This is a genomic window from Cupriavidus sp., from assembly GCF_057315035.1.
Genome location: NZ_DBHKYV010000006.1, coordinates 74,759 through 92,229, shown reverse-complemented (window position 1 = coordinate 92,229; position 17,471 = coordinate 74,759). Strand labels below are relative to the sequence as shown.

At 63.2% G+C, this 17,471-nt stretch carries 17 protein-coding genes and 1 tRNA gene; 5 read left to right on the top strand and 13 right to left on the bottom strand.

Annotated features, from left to right (window positions below; all coding sequences use genetic code 11):
• The first annotated feature begins 7 nt into the window (after window positions 1-7).
• Window positions 8-1,024: a class 1 fructose-bisphosphatase gene (locus ACO550_RS11575; RefSeq protein ID WP_315592203.1), complete on the top strand. Its 1,017-nt coding sequence runs from the start codon at window positions 8-10 to the stop codon at window positions 1,022-1,024.
• A 62-nt stretch (window positions 1,025-1,086) separates the two neighbouring features.
• Here the strand turns inward: ACO550_RS11575 and ACO550_RS11570 are convergent, their stop codons facing one another.
• From ACO550_RS11570 to ACO550_RS11545, 6 genes are all read right to left on the bottom strand, one after another.
• On the bottom strand, window positions 1,087-2,001 hold the full coding sequence (locus tag ACO550_RS11570) for an aldose epimerase family protein (RefSeq protein WP_315592204.1): 915 nt from the start codon (window positions 1,999-2,001) through the stop codon (window positions 1,087-1,089).
• A 108-nt stretch (window positions 2,002-2,109) separates the two neighbouring features.
• Window positions 2,110-3,393, bottom strand: a complete 1,284-nt coding sequence (locus tag ACO550_RS11565) for a TRAP transporter large permease subunit (RefSeq protein WP_315592205.1) — start codon at window positions 3,391-3,393, stop codon at window positions 2,110-2,112.
• Window positions 3,384-3,959, bottom strand: a complete 576-nt coding sequence (locus ACO550_RS11560) for a TRAP transporter small permease (protein WP_485994861.1) — start codon at window positions 3,957-3,959, stop codon at window positions 3,384-3,386. The genes ACO550_RS11565 and ACO550_RS11560 overlap by 10 nt, the downstream gene beginning before the upstream one ends.
• 15 nt (window positions 3,960-3,974) lie before the next feature.
• Window positions 3,975-4,967 carry a TRAP transporter substrate-binding protein gene (locus ACO550_RS11555; RefSeq protein WP_485994853.1) on the bottom strand — a complete coding sequence of 331 codons (993 nt, stop codon included), beginning with the start codon at window positions 4,965-4,967 and terminating at the stop codon, window positions 3,975-3,977.
• Between the two features lie 84 nt (window positions 4,968-5,051).
• Window positions 5,052-5,939: an SMP-30/gluconolactonase/LRE family protein gene (locus ACO550_RS11550; RefSeq protein WP_315592207.1), complete on the bottom strand. Its 888-nt coding sequence runs from the start codon at window positions 5,937-5,939 to the stop codon at window positions 5,052-5,054.
• A 16-nt stretch (window positions 5,940-5,955) separates the two neighbouring features.
• On the bottom strand, window positions 5,956-6,801 hold the full coding sequence (locus tag ACO550_RS11545) for an NAD-dependent epimerase/dehydratase family protein (RefSeq protein WP_315592208.1): 846 nt from the start codon (window positions 6,799-6,801) through the stop codon (window positions 5,956-5,958).
• A 705-nt stretch (window positions 6,802-7,506) separates the two neighbouring features.
• On the opposite strand from ACO550_RS11545, the gene ACO550_RS11540 reads away from it, so the two are divergent.
• Both ACO550_RS11540 and ACO550_RS11535 read left to right on the top strand, forming a co-directional pair.
• Window positions 7,507-8,568, top strand: a complete 1,062-nt coding sequence (locus tag ACO550_RS11540; RefSeq protein WP_315592209.1) for a porin — start codon at window positions 7,507-7,509, stop codon at window positions 8,566-8,568.
• Window positions 8,569-8,869: 301 nt separating this feature from the next.
• Window positions 8,870-8,945: transfer RNA gene (locus ACO550_RS11535), tRNA-Thr, on the top strand.
• Window positions 8,946-9,032: 87 nt separating this feature from the next.
• Here the strand turns inward: ACO550_RS11535 and ACO550_RS11530 are convergent.
• The 4 genes from ACO550_RS11530 to ACO550_RS11515 all read right to left on the bottom strand — a co-directional run bounded on the left by ACO550_RS11530 (window position 9,033) and on the right by ACO550_RS11515 (window position 12,326).
• The gene (locus ACO550_RS11530) at window positions 9,033-9,422 is read right to left on the bottom strand and encodes a hypothetical protein (RefSeq protein ID WP_315592210.1); all 390 of its coding nucleotides are present in this window, start codon (window positions 9,420-9,422) and stop codon (window positions 9,033-9,035) included.
• Window positions 9,419-9,814 carry a hypothetical protein gene (locus tag ACO550_RS11525; protein ID WP_315592211.1) on the bottom strand — a complete coding sequence of 132 codons (396 nt, stop codon included), beginning with the start codon at window positions 9,812-9,814 and terminating at the stop codon, window positions 9,419-9,421. Before ACO550_RS11525 ends, ACO550_RS11530 begins: the two co-directional genes overlap by 4 nt.
• Window positions 9,815-9,972: 158 nt before the next feature.
• Window positions 9,973-10,407 carry a DNA-binding response regulator gene (locus ACO550_RS11520; RefSeq protein WP_315592212.1) on the bottom strand — a complete coding sequence of 145 codons (435 nt, stop codon included), beginning with the start codon at window positions 10,405-10,407 and terminating at the stop codon, window positions 9,973-9,975.
• 305 nt (window positions 10,408-10,712) lie between these two features.
• Window positions 10,713-12,326 (bottom strand): FapA family protein, encoded by a 1,614-nt coding sequence (locus tag ACO550_RS11515; protein WP_315592213.1) that lies wholly within the window; start codon window positions 12,324-12,326, stop codon window positions 10,713-10,715.
• A gap of 220 nt (window positions 12,327-12,546) precedes the next feature.
• On the opposite strand from ACO550_RS11515, the gene ACO550_RS11510 reads away from it, so the two are divergent.
• Window positions 12,547-13,377, top strand: a complete 831-nt coding sequence (locus ACO550_RS11510; RefSeq protein WP_315592214.1) for an SAM-dependent methyltransferase — start codon at window positions 12,547-12,549, stop codon at window positions 13,375-13,377.
• 39 nt (window positions 13,378-13,416) lie between these two features.
• Here ACO550_RS11510 and ACO550_RS11505 read toward each other — a convergent pair whose 3' ends face one another.
• Genes ACO550_RS11505 through ACO550_RS11495 form a run of 3 tightly spaced genes read right to left on the bottom strand, consistent with a single transcriptional unit; the run spans window position 13,417 to window position 16,044 of the window.
• Complete coding sequence (locus ACO550_RS11505; RefSeq protein ID WP_315592215.1) at window positions 13,417-13,980, bottom strand: DUF1415 family protein; 564 nt, start codon at window positions 13,978-13,980, stop codon at window positions 13,417-13,419.
• Between the two features lie 8 nt (window positions 13,981-13,988).
• A complete protein-coding gene (locus ACO550_RS11500) occupies window positions 13,989-15,611 on the bottom strand; it encodes an FAD-dependent protein (RefSeq protein WP_315592216.1) in 1,623 nt (540 codons plus the stop codon).
• Window positions 15,595-16,044 (bottom strand): hypothetical protein, encoded by a 450-nt coding sequence (locus ACO550_RS11495; protein ID WP_315592217.1) that lies wholly within the window; start codon window positions 16,042-16,044, stop codon window positions 15,595-15,597. The genes ACO550_RS11500 and ACO550_RS11495 overlap by 17 nt, the downstream gene beginning before the upstream one ends.
• Window positions 16,045-16,223: 179 nt before the next feature.
• On the opposite strand from ACO550_RS11495, the gene ACO550_RS11490 reads away from it, so the two are divergent.
• Window positions 16,224-17,471, top strand: a 1,248-nt coding sequence (locus tag ACO550_RS11490; RefSeq protein WP_485994847.1) for an aminotransferase-like domain-containing protein, incomplete at its 3' end; no start/stop codon positions are given.

Below are 17,471 nucleotides of genomic sequence, written 5' to 3'. Positions count from 1 at the left end.
CCCCACCATGACACGCATCAGCCTCACCCGTTATCTGGTCGAGGAGCAGCGCAAGCACAATACGATCCAGCCGGAGCTCCGGTTGCTGATCGAGGTGGTTGCGCGTGCCTGCAAGGCCATTTCCAACGCCGTCAGCAAGGGCGCCCTCGCGGGCGTGCTGGGCTCGGCCGGCACTGGCAACGTCCAGGGCGAAACGCAGCAGAAGCTCGACGTGATCGCCAACGAAGTGCTGCTCGACGCCAACGAATGGGGCGGTCACCTGGCGGCCATGGCTTCCGAGGAAATGGACTCGTTCTACGAGATCCCGAACCGCTATCCGAAGGGCGAATACCTGCTGCTGTTCGATCCGCTCGATGGTTCGTCGAACATCGATGTGAACGTGTCCATCGGCACGATCTTCTCGGTGCTGCACATGCCCAAGCCGGGCCAGACCGTGACCGAAAGCGACTTCATGCAGCCGGGCACGCATCAGGTAGCTGCCGGTTACGCGGTGTATGGCCCGCAAACCACGCTGGTGCTGACCGTTGGCAATGGCGTGCACATGTTCACGCTGGACCGCGAGGCAGGCAGCTTCGTGCTGACGCAGTCGGATGTGAAGATCCCGGAAGACACCAAGGAATTCGCGATCAACATGTCCAATATGCGCCACTGGGCCCCGCCGGTGCGCAAGTACATCGACGAATGCCTGGCCGGTGACGAAGGCCCGCGCGGCAAGAACTTCAATATGCGCTGGATTGCGTCGATGGTGGCCGACGTGCACCGTATCCTGACGCGCGGCGGCATCTTCATGTATCCGTGGGACAAGCGCGAGCCGGAGAAACCAGGCAAGCTGCGCCTGATGTATGAAGCCAACCCGATGGCATTCCTGGTCGAGCAGGCCGGCGGCGCGGCCACCAATGGCCACGAGCGCATCCTGGACGTGCAACCGACCAAGCTGCACCAGCGTGTGTCGGTGATCCTGGGCTCGAAGAACGAAGTGGATCGCGCCACGCGCTACCACCAGGAAGAAGCCGCGAAGTCCTGATCACGATCGGGATCTCGATGCAAACAGGGCGCTGCGGCGCCCTGTTTGCATTCACGCGGCACTCATGCGGCAAGGTGCCACTGCATGCGCCATGTCACCGATGCAGCCGGCTCCAGCACTCGCAAACCGGTGCCCTCCCAGCCGCGCGCAGCCAGGTTGACCGCATCGGCCACATGCGAGACCGGCTCCAGGCAAACGAAATCGCAGCCACCCGGTGCGTGCAGCACAAGGTGGTCAAGCCCTTCTCCCGCGCGGATCGTCAGCATGGCGCCATCGGGGCGCTTGAGCGTAGCGAAGCGCTTCCAGCCACCGTAGTAAATGCTGAAGTCCGACTCCGGCAGGTTGCGTTCACGCAGGAAGCTCTCGCGCGCACCCACTGCGCTGCGCCCGGTGGCCACGCCACCTGCATCGGCGGGCCATATATGGGCGGCATCGAACTGAATGCGCAATCCGGGCACGCGAGCAAAGAAAGGATGAAAGCCACCGCCGACGGGCATTGTCGTATCACCGCCGTTGCGGATCGTCATGACTGCATCGAGGCCTTCGTCCGTCAGCCTGAGGGACTGCTCGGCGAAGACTGGCCACGGCCAGTCACTACCCGACGGCTCATGCCGCAGCGTCATCAGGATCCGATCATCGCCCTGCTCCGCTACGGTCCATGCGCGCACATGGCCAAACCCGTGCATGGCATGGGCCTGCCCCGGATGCGCGGGCAACTCGACCTGCTGGCCATGCCAGTTGAAACGGCCTTCGCGGATGCGGTTCGAGAAAGGCAGTAGCGGATAGCTGCCGGCCTTGGGCCACTGGAACGCATCGAAGCCTTGCTCCAACGGTAACGGCGCCAACCATTCCACTGGATTGCCATCGGCACGCGTGGTGCGCAGCGAGGCCATGCGGCCGCCTGCGGTGGGTACCACGGTCAGGGTGTGGGGGCCGGCGCGGAGCGTGTGGGAGGGGGTAGTCTGGAGCCAGGACATGCGTGGTCATTCATCGACGGCTGGCCCTCTCCCCCGCCCCTCTCCCGCATGCGGGAGAGGGGAGAAAACCAATAGCGGGGTGAGGGCCAGCGGATCAAACAAGGTACATCACTTCAACAGCGTTTCGGGCAGCCACAGCGAGAATGCCGGCACATACGTGACCAGCAGCAGCGCTGCCAGCAATGCGCCATAGAACGGCCAGATGGTCTTCATGACCTGCCCCACCGACACGCCGCCGATGGCGCAGCCAACGAACTGCGTGGTACCTACGGGTGGTGTGTTCAAACCCAGCGCGCAGTTGATCAGCATCAGCATGCCGAACTGCACCGGGCTCATACCGTAGTGCATGCAGATGGGCAGGAAGATCGGCGTGCAGATCAGGATGGTCGCGGCCATGTCCAGGAACGTGCCCAGGATGAACAGCATCACGTTCACCATCAGGAAGATCATCCACGGACTGGTCGACACCGAACTCAGGAACTGCCCCGTAAGTTCGGCCACGCCATAGAGGCTGATCATGTAGCCGAAAGTGGCCGAGATGCCGATCAGCAGCAGCACCACGCCAGTGGTCTTCACCGCCTTGGCCGCGGCCTTGATGAACTGTTGCCGCGTCAGCGACCGGTACAGGAACACCGTCAGTGTCAGCGCATACAGCACCGCCACGGCGGCCGATTCGGTGGCCGTGAATACGCCCGACAGGATGCCAGCGAGGATCAATACCACCACGAACAGACCCGGCAGTGCCGCAGCCAGCGAATGCCCAACGATTTCCCAACCGGGGAATTTGCCAGCCGGATACCCACGGCTGCGTGCCACGAAGTACGCGGCAGCCAGGTTGCAGATGGTCAGGATCAGCGCCGGCAGCACACCGGCCAGGATCAGCGCGGCAATCGATACCTTGCCGCCCGCGGCCAGCGTGTAGATGATCATGTTGTGGCTGGTCGGCATCAGCGCGCCCACCAGTGCCGCATGCGTGGTCACGTTGACCGCGTAGTCCGCGTGATAACCCTCGCGCTTCATCATCGGGATCATCACCGCGCCCATCGCCGATACGTCCGCCACCGGCGAGCCCGACACGCCACCGAACAGCGTACACGCCACCACGTTCGACATGCCCAGGCCGCCGCGCACATGGCCGGCCATCGACTTGGCGAAGTTGACGATACGGTCGGCAATGCCGCCATACAGCATCAGTTCGCCCGCGAAGATGAAGAACGGAATGGCCAGGAACGAGAACGCGTTCATGCCGGAGGTCATCTGCTGGAACACCACCGCCAGCGGCAGGCCTTCGTAGAGGATGGTAGCCACTGCCGACAGGCCAATGGCAAACGCAACGGGTACCCCGAGGATCAGGAAGCCGAAGAAGCAGACGGTGAGAATGATCAGTGCCATGCCGGCTCCACTTCCGTGCCTTTCAGCACCGCAATGATATGTTCGATCGAAAACAGCACGATCAGCACCCCGGCGATAACCGGCGGCACATAGCGCCAGCCTTCCGAGATACCGAGCGTGGGCAGCTTGTAGTCAGCGACGGACAGCGCCAGGAATGCGCAGTTGTAGGCCATCACCGCGCCGAACGCGCCCACCAGTGCATGAATCAGGATTTCGAGCTTGGTGCGCAGCCGCTCTGGCAGCAGGATCAGCAACGACTCCAGGCCAATATGACCGGCATCGCGCACGCCTACGGCGGTGCCGAACATGGTCACGTACAAGACCAGCAGCATGGCCGCGGATTCCGCCCAGGTCGGCGTGTCATTGAGCACATAGCGGCCAAAAACCTGGTAGAGCACCGCGATAACGAGCAGCACGAGACCGAAGATGCCAAGCCCGAGACAACCACGGGCCAGCGCCGCGCAGAAGCGCGTGTAGAAACTGGCGCGCACGGTCGCCGCGTCGGCGGCGGGACCGTGCGCGCCATCCGCCGGCGCGGCCGGCGTAGGGGATGGCGAAAGCATGATGGATTCCAGGCGGCGTTACTTCGTTTCCTGCGTGCGGCGCACCAGGTCCTTCATCTGCGCGCTGGTGATGAAGCGGTCGTAGACGGGTTTCATCGCGGCCTGGAACGAGCTCTTGTCCACCGGGATGATCTGTACGCCCGCAGCCTCCACCAGCTTGCGCGACTTCTGTTCGCGCTCGTCCCACAGCTTGCGCATGTACGGCACCGAATCCTTGGCTGCCTGGCGCACCATGGCCTGGTCTTCCTTCGACAGGCGATCCCATGCCACCTTCGAGAACATCAGCATCTCGGGCGCCATCGAATGCTCGGTCAGCGAGTAGTACTTGGCCACTTCGAACTGGCGCGAGCTCTCGTAGCTGGGCCAGTTGTTCTCGGCGCCATCGACCAGCCCGGTCTTCAGCGCGGTGTAGACCTCGCCCCACGGCATCGGCGTGGCATTGGCATGCATGGCTTCGAGCAGCGACACCCAGAGATCGGATTGCTGAACACGGATCTTCATGCCCTTCGCATCGGCCAGCGAGCGGATCGGACGCTTGGTGGTGTACATCGAGCGCGAGCCGCTGTCATACCAGGCCAGCCCGATAAAGCCGTTCTTCTCGCACGACTTCAGGATGTCCTCACCGATCGGGCCGTCCAGCACATGACGCATGTGTTCGGTGGAGCGGAACAGGAACGGCATGGTCGGCACGATGGTCGCTTCGCAGATATTGTTCATCGCGGCCGAGTTCACGCGCACCATCGACAGTGCACCGATCTTGGTCTGTTCGATGGCATCCTTCTCGCTGCCAAGCGAACCTTGCGCAAATACCTTGACCGACATCTTGCCGTTCGAGCGCTGCTTGAGCAGATCGCCCATGTAGCGCACGGCCTGCACGGTCGGATAGTCATCGGGGTGGATGTCGGCGGACCGGAATTCCGCGGCGTGCACGCCGACCGGCAACGCCACGGCCGTAGCAAGTGCGGCCATCAGGGTACCCAGGCGGGTACGCGCGAAACGATGTTGAAACATGTGTCTTGCCTCCAGGTTTTTTCGTTTTCAGTCAACACAATGCTCTGGTCCGCCTGGCTCGGCGGACCATGATTCGAAACAGCTTCATTCGCGCAGCACAGGCTCCTGCACGCCGCGCACACCGGGGCGCAATGCCACCACGGCGCCCGACAGCGGATCGGCATCGTCGGTGCGAATCGACGTGACATAGAGGGTATCCAGCGCGCGGCCGCCAAACGCGCACATGGCCGGCTTGGCGAACGGTACGGCCATGCTGCGATCGAGCCGGCCGTCTGGCGTGAAGCGATGCACCTGGCCGGCGTCGTTGCCGCAGATCCAGTAGCAGCCATCCTCGTCCATCGCCGCGCCATCGGGTCGGCCCGGATAAAGATTCATGTCGATAAACAGCCGGCCATTGGACGGCGTGCCGCTGTCGACGTCATAGTTGTAGGCCCACACCGCCTGCCGTGCCGGGTGCGAGTCCGATACATACATCGTGCGTCCATCGGGACTGAAGGCCAGCCCGTTCGGCGTGATCATCTCGTCGCGGATCATGTCCAGCGCACCGCTGCGCGCGTCATAGCGGTAGAGCTTGCCGTCGGTGGCGGCCAGCGACATGTCCATCACCATGGTCCCGGCCCAGAAGCGCCCTTGCCGATCGCAGCGGCCGTCGTTGAATCGCATGCCGTCGTGGCTGTGACGCACTGTTGCCACCCGTTGCGGTGCCGGCGCGGCCTGCCCAGGCACCAGCCGGCCGATGCGGAACAGACCGCTTTCCATCGCCAGCAGCCAACCGCCATCGGCGGTCATCGCCATGCAGCCGGCCATTTCGGGAATGGCCCAATGATCGGTATTTCCGGTGGACGGATCGAAACGCCACAGCGTGCGCTGCGGGATATCGGTCCAGTAAAGGCTGGCTTCGCCGGCATGCCACACCGGGCTCTCGCCGACGCCGCAGCGCATGTTGCCGATGCGTTCAATGGTATCGCTCATCGTGCCTGATCCCTGCTCAGCCGCGCTCATCGCCAAACGGGCCAGCCTTGACGAAGGCCCCGCCCTGGTACCAGCCGGCGGGATCGTCCGCCGGCAGCGGCGGTACCGATTCCACCTTCGCGCGGAACTGTTCAGAAGACTCCACCGGCGCAAAGCCAAGGCGAGCCGCCTTGCTGTTATCCCACCAACTATCCCGGTTCGCCGAGGCACCGTAGACGATCAGGAAGCCCACCTTGGGCACGAAGAGCGCGCGCTTGATCAACTGCTCAAGGTCGTCGTAGCCGAGCCACGTCACGAGCATGCGGCGGTCCTTGGCTTCCGGGAACGATGAGCCGATGCGCAGCGCCACGGTGTCGATGCCATGACGGTCGCTATAGAAGCTGGCCAGTTGCTCGCCAAACGCCTTGCTCAATCCGTAGTAGCCGTCGGGCTTTGCCGGCGTATCGGCATCGAGCACCTCGCCCTGCCTGTAGTAGCCGATGACATGATTCGAACTGGCAAACACGATGCGGCGAACGCCATGGCGGCGCGCCGCTTCATACAGGTTGTAGGTGCCCTGGATATTGGCCGGCAGGATCTCCTCGAACGGACGCTCCACGGAAACGCCCCCGAGATGCACGATCGCATCGACGCCCTCCACCAGCGCGTGTACTGCCGCTGGATCGGACAGGTCGCAGGTGACCGCCTCTTCCTGGTCTCGCACCTCGCCAAGGTTGGCAATATCGGAGATGCGCACCACATCGGCATACCGCTTCAGCCGATCACGCAGCACCTTGCCGAGATTGCCGGCGGCGCCGGTCAGCAGAATGCGATGGCAACGGGTCTGGACGCCGTCAAGCGGGTCCTGGAAGTTCTGGGACATATGTCGGCTGCATAGACGCGCGCGATCGATGCCACGCGCACAAGTGACTGGATTAGGTGTTATTGATCGGTCTATTGATCCGTCGTCATACAACGCAACTGGAATCTAATCGCGCACCCGGCTTCGGTCAAGGTCCACTCGTCTCGGTGAATTCCCTAGAAGTTTTAAGTTGCAGACAAGTAGACGTTAATTGCTGCGCCGCAGCTTATTTACTCATTTGGGTTAGATAACCAGCATATCAATGCTGCATTACAGGCTCGCTACACACCCACACAGCCTTATCCAGCATGGTATTCAAGGCGACCAAGGCAGCTGGGCCGATTAAAGGAATCAGCTTGCCCACGAAATGCTGCGATGCGTGAGTATTCGTTGGAAAGCCATAAATATAACGCCGGAGTGAATCCATCAACACATTCGACGGCACCCTCTAGTGTTGTTCCCAATGCAATGTCTCATCGTATGTCTTGCCTTGTTATTTTTCTGTAAGGTACGATGTCATAGGACATTTGGCCATTTTGATTGCCTTTCCCAATCGATTTGAACTGACCGTCCCGGCGCGCGGCACGTCATGCCTCGCGCCACTCATGCACGCCGGTGAAGGTAATGCCCGAGCCAGACGCAGCAGAAGTCAAAGAGCATTCGGCACCGGCCATTCCGCAGCCATACCCATAACGTAATAACGAAGCCAGGATGGAGACCCAAACCATGAAACGAGCCCTAGCGCCCGTCGTCGCCGCAGCAGCCCTGACCGCCATTGGTGCCCCGGCATCGGCTCAGGCCCAGTCCAATGTCACGCTCTACGGCATTGTCGACACCACGATCCGCTACACCACCAATGAAAGCGCAGCCGGCAACGGCAAGTTGCAGATGACTGACGGCGTGCTGACCGGCAGCCGTTGGGGCATGTATGGCGTAGAGGACTTGGGCCGCGGCTACCAGGCGTTGTTCGTACTCGAATCGGGCTTCTCGCCTGATGCCGGACAGAGCCTGCAAGGCAACCGCCTGTTCGGACGCAAGGCGTATGTCGGGCTGCAAGGCGACTTCGGCACGGTCACGCTGGGGCGGCAGTTCACGGTCATTCACGAAGTCATCGCCAGCTACGACGCGATGGCGCTGGCCAACCTGGCCATCGTCGGCTTCCAGGGCGGCAACTACACAGGCGGCGTCCGTCAGGACAATATGATCAAGTACGTCGGCAAGTTCGGCGGCTTCACCGTTGCCGCACAGCATGCATTCGGCGAGCAGCCGGGCAGCGTCGCCGCGTCGTCGTCGACCGGCGGGAGCCTGACCTATGCCAACGGACCGTTCATGTTCGCCGGCGGCTATCAGATCATGAAGGACACCACGACCTACTACGGCACTACGGTGCCGGTCAGCGACCAGAAGGTCTGGACACTCGGCGGCACGTATACGGCGGGTCCCGCAACGATCTACCTTGGCTACACGAACAGCAACGTCGACAACGCAGGCTACAAGAACCAGGCCGGCTACCTCGGCGCAAAGTATGCGTTCAATCAGGCATGGTCGATGATCGCGATCGGCACCTATGACCACCTCAAGCATGGCAATGATTCCGGCAACCGCTTCACCGGCGCCCTGATGCTCGACTATGCATTCAGCAAGCGCACCGACGTCTACCTGGAAGCCGACTACACGACGCTGACCGATGCATGGCGCACGCTGGGAGCCCAATCGACGTTCCAGACCCCGTTCTATGGCCACGGCAGCCGCGTCGGTGTGATGGCAGGCCTGCGCCACAAGTTCTGACCCGCGGGCGGTCAATACTGAAAAGGGGGCGAAGTCGCCCCCTTTTTGCTTGATCCCATTTGCACGACTCGTGCGATCCTTACGCCTGTTGTTGCAGCGCTGCCCTGGCTGCCGCAGCGATGTCCGACGGTTAGCCTCGGCGGGATTTCACAAAAACCTGCATGAAGGGCTTCACAAACCCGGAACTCGCTGCTAGTATTGCGGGCTCTATCCGATTCGCAGCAAACGCCGCGAAACAGGCTTACAAGCTCAGGGTAGGACAGGTTTTGTTGTAGCAGGTTAAGTAGCAAGTGAAGATTTCGCCGGTGTAGCTCAGTTGGTAGAGCAGCGCATTCGTAATGCGAAGGTCGTAGGTTCGACTCCTATCTCCGGCACCACTTGAAGTAGAAAGGGCAACCCATCCGGGTTGCCCTTTTTGCTTTGGTACTTTGGTACTTTGGTTTCTCTGGTTGCTTTGGTCGCAATCACGCACCGCACTGCCTCACGATCGCCGCGCTATTCGCCAGCGCCCCCAGCATCTGGTCGCGATCCACATCCATCTCGGTGCGATAGTCCGCCTGCTGGCGCAGCAGCCTGCCACGATTGAGCATGCGGGCCAGCGCAATCGATTGCCAGTACTCGGGACGCTCGCGCCTGAGTCCCGGCTGATAGAGCTGGGTCACCAGCGTCTCGTGCCTGCCGGTCTTGCGATATCCGGCACTGCCCGGTATGGGCAGTGCCAGATGCCAGACGCGGGCCGCATGATAGGCCGCGTAGTAGCATCGACTGATCGCGGAGCGGAAACTGGCTTCGCCATCCGCCGCTTGCGCAATGACAGCAGCGCACTGAAGGATCTCACCCGCACCGACACTCATGATGCGAACACGACGTCGAGTTGTGCCGATGGCGACAGGCCGCGCGCATACTGCAACGCCGTCAGTGCTTCGTTCAGCGCGAAGACATCGACACCCTCGCCCACCTGCACGACATACAGGACAGCGTCATCGACCGCATCGAGTCCTGCGCATTCGCGCGAAACACGGCAGTCGGCCAACGACAGTCCATGCCGCCGCAACAGTTCCGCGGCCGCATCGAGATGCGCCTCCTCCAGGTCCGCGGCACTACGCCGCGCCCGGTCCCGCGGATCAGAAGCCGCACGCGAAACCGCGGCAAGATCGGCTTTGGTTTCCAGGTCCAGCATCGTCGCCACCTTCGCCGCCGCCTTCGCCGTCGTTGCGTCAGCAGTCGTTGCGTTTGCCTTCGTCATCGTCATCGCCACCATGGTCACTCCCTCCTTTCATCGGATATCCACAACGGATGACGGGGAGTCTAGATGCGAAAGGCGGGGAAAAACCGCGTCACTCGCGAAATCTGATTTGTCTCATCTGAAGCAATGTGTGCTGGCAACGGGCCAGCGCACAGCTGCTACAACACGATGTTGCGAGGGTAGTGAGCGGGTCGCCAGCCATCATTGGCGCTGCCCGGCAAGGGCATGAACTCTTCGCAGCCCAGCATCTGCAAGAGGGCGGCCTCCATGCGCTCGATCGACGCAGACTTCGGCAGGTGCGCGGCCACTCCGCACGATGCCAGCGAGGCCGGCACACGCAGCCAGATATTGCCGGACAGCAGCAGGATGCGCGCGTTGGGCAATGCCTCGTGCAGACGGCGCAGCAGGTACCAGTTGTCCGTGGCGTCCTCCGACAGCCCATAGACCACCAGCGCGAACTCCGCGCTGGCTTCGAGCGCGACGATTGCCGCGGGATCGATGGCGCGCACCGCGCCAATACCCGGCATGCGTTCGAGCATTCGTTGCATCCCCAGGCGGGCCAGCGGCTGGCTGTCGATCACGAGTGCGGTCATGGTCGGTCTCCCCGTATGTTTCGTTGAACTACGAGAAGCTTCGCAAACCCCGTGCCTGCCAGTTTGCGTCACGTCACACCGACTGCGTGCACTACCGGACAACCCGCAAAGCCTTGCGGGATAAGGAAAGGAGCATGGCATCGCGGCGACCATGCCGGGCCGTGCGGGGCGTAGCGCAGTTACCGCTTGCTGGCGCCGTGTTACGCGTGACGTAACGTGTCACCCCCGGGGCCGTAACGTTTCGCTGTGCCGTGATGCGCTTCGATGCGCGTCACGGTCCCGGTCGCACCTGCTCGGCCACCCGGTTACGTCACCGAAATGCGATCCTCGACCACGCGCACCTGGCCGCCGGTCTTGTCTTCCATGACCTTGAGCACCTTGTGCCCGACCTGCAGTGTCACGCCGCCGTGAATCCGGCGGCTGACCCCGATCACGGCGTTGTCCGACGGTTTGATCTGCTCGTCCAGCTTCCCAATCTCGGCGTCGAGTTCGAACAGGTCGCGATTGATCTTGTACATCGTCGCGCGCGCCTTTTCGCGGACATCGCCTTGCGCGCGCTCGGGATGCTTGGCAAAGAATGCCACCAGTTGCTGCAGCTTGGCCTGGTCGTCGAGCACCTTGCGCCGGCGCGCCTCCAATTCAGCCTTCTGCTCGTCGGCGAACGGGTTCAAACCCACCTGCACCGTCGTCGCACTGCCGGCAGGCGCGCCCAGAATCGCGGTATTGACGGCCTGTAGCGCGCGCGTGCGCCCACCACTGATGCTGCCCTGACCGGTAGGGGTCCCGACCACCACGCGCTCGCCCGCCGACACATCGCTTTGCCGGATACCGCTCTCGACGATGACCTCGGTAGCGGCCTCGACGATCGCATTCTGGATATAGCGCGCGTGCACCGATCCCTTGCTGCGCACGCTGGCGATCTCGTTCGGCGCGCCGCCATGCGCGGTCTCCGCCTTGCCGATGATGCCGCCCTTGACGATGACATCGCCGCCCGCCTCGACATGGGCCGCTTCAATGGTGCCCTCGACCACCACGTCACCGGTCACGCGTACCGACATGCCAGTCCGGATATCGCCCGAAACCCGTAGCGAACCGTCGAAATTGACATTGCCCGAGTGCAGGTCCACGGCCTCCACGTCGACCACGGGACTGACGATCACGCCACTGGGCAGCACCCGCGGCGAGCCCGCGATCACGGCAAGCAGCAGATTCGGATCGTTGGGGTCCCCGGCAACGCCGGTCAGGTCCGCCGCGAAGGGCGCATCGACAACGACCTCAGCGGCAATCGGCTTGCCAAGGACGTCCATGCCATCCTTGCCGGGCCTGGCGGGCGTACGCCGCATCAGCGCCGTACCGGGGTTCACCAGCAACAGGCTGCCGAGGTCCCGCAGGTCCACACGCTCGTCCTCGCTTTCCACCTGCACGGGCCGCGGCTTGCGCACCAGGCTCTCGAAATGCGCCGGTTCGCCTTGCACAGGCGCCACACCGCGCGCAATTTCGCGGCTTTCGCAACTCCCCGCTTCTAGCGCCACGCCAATCGCGGCAGCATCGAGCAATGCCACGACGCCCATCGAAGCGGCCGCCGCCGCGACATCTTCCGGCGCAATCGGACGCCCCCCTTCGGGCGGCATCAGCGTCATCAGCAAGCGCAGCTTGTCGCCGGTGATTTCAAGTTCGAAGGCGCCGTCGAGCACCACGCCAATCACCGCATCGATCTCGCGGTCGGTCAGCTGGCATTGGGTCAGGAACCCGGTCACCGCGGCCTGGTCGAGGCGTGCCCCTTGCCAGCCATGGGCCTCGAGCAAGCATTCCAGTGAGGCCCTGTCGGGGGGCATGCGTCCCGTTTCCGGCGCGAAGCACGCCCTTACCTGGTCACCGGGTTGGCTGAGTTCCAGGCGTAATCCCACGTCCGCTGTCATGGCTCCCCACTTTCTGATTATCGTGGCGTCGAACGGCCTGGGCCCGCAGCCCCGGGGTCTTTCCGCAAAGACCCGCCTTATCCGCGCCAACTCTGCTTGTCGTGATCCCTGGATCAACGGCAGCGGCGCGGGTGAACTTGAGCCCACAAAAGTAGGGAGCGCGGGTTTTCGGTAAACTGTCGACCTTTCCCGAAGTTCGCAGCAAGATCCAGATCCCCAGATGTCCAGCAACCACGAAGTCCGCCCCGGCCAGTCCATCGAGCTACTCAAGGAGCTCCACATCCTGACGCGCGACGGCAAGATGAACCAGGACAGCCGCCGCAAGCTCAAGCAGGTGTATCACCTGTTCCAGTTCATCGAACCGCTGCTGCGCGAGGTCAAGGAAGCCAGGGGTGCGGTCTCGCTGGTCGACCATGGCGCCGGAAAGTCCTATCTCGGGTTCATCCTCTATGACCTGTTCTTCAAGGACCTGAAGGACGAGTCACATATCTTCGGCATCGAGACGCGCGAAGAGCTGGTCACCAGCTCGCAGGCGCTGGCCAAACGGCTGGGCTTTCCGGGGATGTCGTTCCTGAACCTGTCGGTGGCGGATTCGATCTCGTCGCCGGCACTGCCAGCCACTGTCGATGTGGTCACCGCCCTGCATGCATGCAACACGGCGACCGATGATGCCATCCATTTCGCGCTGGCCAAACGCGCGCAGCACATCGTGCTGGTGCCGTGCTGCCAGGCCGAGGTGGCCACCGTGCTGCGCAAGCACAAGGGCAAGCTGCTGGCCGGCAATCCGCTGACGGAAATCTGGCGCCACCCGCTGCATACGCGCGAGTTCGGCAGCCAGCTGACCAATGTGCTGCGCTGCCTGCAACTCGAGGCGCACGGCTATCAGGTCAGCGTGACGGAACTGGTGGGCTGGGAACACTCGATGAAGAACGAGCTGATCATTGCGCAGTACAAGGACCTGCCGCGCCGCCGGCCGGCCGAGCGGCTGCAGCAGGTGCTGGAGTCGGTGGGACTCGAGGAACTGCGCGAGCGGTTCTTTACGCCCGCCTGACCACGCGCATGCCGATCAACGATCGCTGCAAAGATCGCCTCAAAGATCGCTCTTACCGGCCATCCACCTGAGCCACCCTGCGTGGCCAAGCTGACGCAGGGTTTCCATGTTGCGCTCGTAGATGTCTTCCGCCTCGGGAAAGGCCTCGGCGGCACGTGCGATACTGTCCTCGCGGAGCAGATGCAGGATCGGATACGGCGCCCGATTCGTGTAGTTCTCGATATCGTCGGGTCCGGTGCCCTCGAACTGATACTGCGGATGAAAGCTTGCGATCTGCAGCGTGCCCTCTAGCCGCAGGCTGCCCAACAGGCGTTCGGCGAAATACAGGAAGTCGTTGTACGCGAGGAAATCGGCCAGCGCATGCGGCACGATCAGCAAGGTGGTGTCGATGCAGGCCGGGTCCGCATCGGCCAGCATGCGCAACTCGCGTTCGAGGTCGTCGAGCACGTCCTCGTCGCGCGTGGCATGACTGACCACGTAGCGGACCTGATCCTTCACGTGCACGCTCTTGGCGAACGGGCACAGGTTCAGGCCGATCACGGCACGCGTGAGCCAATGGCGCACCTCGCCAACGATGCGATCGGACTCGGTCTGGTCAGTCATACCGGCGTTCACTGTCCGTTCACGATGTGCAGCGCCACGGCCTCTGCCACCTCGATGCCATCGATCGCCGCCGAATAGATGCCGCCCGCATAGCCCGCACCCTCGCCGGCCGGATACAGGCCGCGCACATTGATGCTCTGGCAGTCGTCGTTATTGCGGCGAATCCGCAGTGGCGACGAGGTACGCGTTTCCACTCCGGTCAGGACCGCGTCATGCATGGCAAACCCGGCAATCTTCTTGTCGAGCTCCGGCAATGCCTCGCGAATCGCATCGATGACATAGTCGGGCAACGCGGTGCTCAGGTCCGTCGGTGTCACGCCCGGCTTGTACGACGGCTCGACCGAACCCAGCGACGTCGAGGGCCGGCCCGCGATGAAGTCACCCACCAGTTGCCCTGGCGCACGGTAGTCACTGCCACCGAGTTCGAATGCGCGCTCTTCCCACTTGCGCTGCAACGCAATGCCCGCCAGCGGCCCACCCGGGAAATCCTGGTCCGGCGTAATGCCGACCACGATGCCCGCGTTGGCATTGCGCTCGGCGCGATAGTACTGGCTCATGCCATTGGTCACCAGGCGACCCGGCTCCGATGCCGCCGCCACCACGGTACCGCCCGGGCACATGCAGAAGCTGTACACGGCACGGCCGTTGCTGGCGTGGTGCACGACCTTGTAGTCGGCGGCACCCAGCAGCTTGTTGCCGGCAAACTTGCCAAAGCGGCTGCGGTTGATCAGGCCCTGCGGATGCTCGATACGGAAGCCCAGCGAGAACGGCTTGGCTTCCATGAACACGCCACGGTCATGCAGCATGTGGAAGGTATCGCGTGCGCTGTGTCCCACGGCCAGGATCACGTGATCACAGGCCAGGTAGTCGCCATTCGAAAGCTTCAGGCCGCGCACCTGGCCGTTGTCGATATCGATATCGTCGACGCGCGTCTCGAAGCGGATTTCCGCGCCAAGCTCAAGCATTTCGGCGCGCATCTTCTCGACCATGCTGACCAGCCGGAACGTTCCGATATGCGGGCGCGCCTTGAACAGGATGTCCTCGGGCGCGCCAGCGCGCACGAACTCGTCGAGCACCTTGCGGCCGTAGTGCTTCGGGTCCTTGATCTGGCTGTACAGCTTGCCATCCGAGAACGTGCCCGCGCCACCTTCGCCAAACTGCACGTTCGATTCGGGGTTGAGCACGCTCTTGCGCCACAGGCCGAAGGTGTCCTTGGTGCGCTCACGCACTTCCTTGCCACGCTCCAGGATGATCGGGCGGAAGCCCATTTGCGCCAGGATCAGGCCGGCAAGCAGGCCGCATGGCCCGAGGCCGATTACCACCGGACGCGTCTTCGGGCCGCCTGTGGGCGCCTTGGCCACGAAGTGGTACGTCATGTCTGGCGTCACGCTCCAGTTCGGCTTGCGCGCCGTGCGCTTGAGCGCCGCCGCCTCGTCCCTGACCTCGATATCGATGATGTAGGTCAGCTTGATGTCGTCGCGCTTGCGGGCATCGTGCGCGCGACGGAACACCTTGAAACCGACGAGGTCGTCGCCCTTGACACCGATTTGTGCGAGATGGCTGCGCACGGCAGCCTCGAGGTCGCTCTCGGCATGGTCGAGCGGGAGTTTGACTTCACTGAGACGTAACATGGGGGACCGATGGTTCTGCGGCCTTGGTGTCTGGTGGCCGGGCGTTACCCAGCAGGAAGCCAGAACGGCCGAAGCGCGATTTTATCAGCCGCCACAGACTCGGGCGCGGCGTCGGCTCCACTATGCGCAACTGCGTGTTCGACTGCGCCACCAACTGATGCCAACCCGCTGCGTCGATCACGCACACGCTGCCGCCGCGGAGGTCGTGTGACAGCTGGCAAACCTGCCCGGCCAGCCAGCGCGGCGCTCCGGCAAACACGATGTGTCCCCCTTCGACATGCACCACGGCACCGCTCGGCAGGTGGACGTTGAAGCACTGGCCAGCCGCCAGGCGAAGCTGCCGGGTGGCAGCGGTAACTGGGGGAAATTCCGCGGCAAGGTCTGGGGCAATTCCCCGGGAAAAGGCTCGGGAAAGAAGTTCGGGCAATGGCATGGCGGCGCTCCTGAAACACCAACAATCGTGCTGTCAGCGTATCGGGCGGGCGGTCCTGCAAACAGGCACAAGGCCTTGCAGCCGGCACCGGAACAGATACGAAATTCCCGGCCTGTTACGATACAGCGACGCCGCATCTGTATCTGTTTTTATCATCGCCGCCGCGCGATGATCGCTCCATGTCCGCTGTCATGCCCATCGCCAAGCGCGCCTCGTCCGCTTCCATCGCCTCGTCCGGCCCGCTTTACCAGCAGCTGGCGGGGCACTATCGCCAGGCGATCTCGCTGGGCACACTGGTGCCCGGCGACCGCATGCCCTCGGTACGCGCACTGATGGGCCTGCACGATGTCAGCCTGTCCACGGCGCTGCAGGCATGCCGCGAGCTCGAAGCGGCGGGCCTGCTCGAGGCGCGGCCGCGTTCCGGCTACTTCGTCTGTGCGCCGTCAAGGCCGGCACTGGCCCCGATCGAGGAGCCAGTGCCCGGGCTGCCCGACCCGGCCCAGTATGTGGGCATTCACCAGCGCATCTCCGCCATCCTGGCGCGCAGCAAGCACCATCAGGTCAACCTTGGTGGCGCGTGTGGCGCGCCCGAACTGTATCCGACCGCGGCGTTGCGCAATGCCGCGATGCGCGCGTTGCGCAAGCAGCCCGACCTGTTTGGCAGTTCCGTCGATTCGGACGGGCATCCGGCGTTTCGTTCCGCGCTGGCCCGGCATGCGCTGCGCTCGCGTATCCATGTCGCGCCGGAAGACATCGTGGTCACACACGGCGCCACCGAGGCACTGACGCTCGCCTTGCGCGCGGTAGCGGGTCCCGGCGACGTGATCGCGGTGGAATCGCCCACCTACTATGGCCTGCTGCAGATCCTGGAAAGCCTTGGCATGCGTGCGCTCGAGATTCCCTGCAGCCCGCAGACCGGCATTTCGCTCGAGGCACTGGAACTGGCCGCGCAGAGCTACGACAACATCAAGGCCGTCTGCGTGGTGCCCAATCTGCAGAATCCGCTCGGCTGCATCATGCCCGACGCGCACAAGCAACGACTGGTGACGTGGTGCGCCGCGCGTGGCATGGCGATGATCGAGGACGACAGCTGCTCGGCCACCGTCGATGACGAAGTACCGCTCTCGGCCGCCAAGTCGTGGGACACGACCGGTACCGTGATTCACTGCGCCTCCCTGCACAAGATACTGGCACCGGGCATGCGGCTGGGCTGGATCACGGCGGGTAAATGGCAGGCCCGCGTGGAAATGCTCAAGTTCGGACTGTCGCGTCCCAACGAGATGCTCACGCAGATCACCGTGGCCGAGTATATGGGCACGGGCGCCTTCGACCGCCACCTGCGCCGCCTGCGCACGCAGTTACGGGTCCAGCGCGAATGGATGGCGCAGAGGGTGGCCGCCACGTTCCCGGCCGGCACACGGCTGACG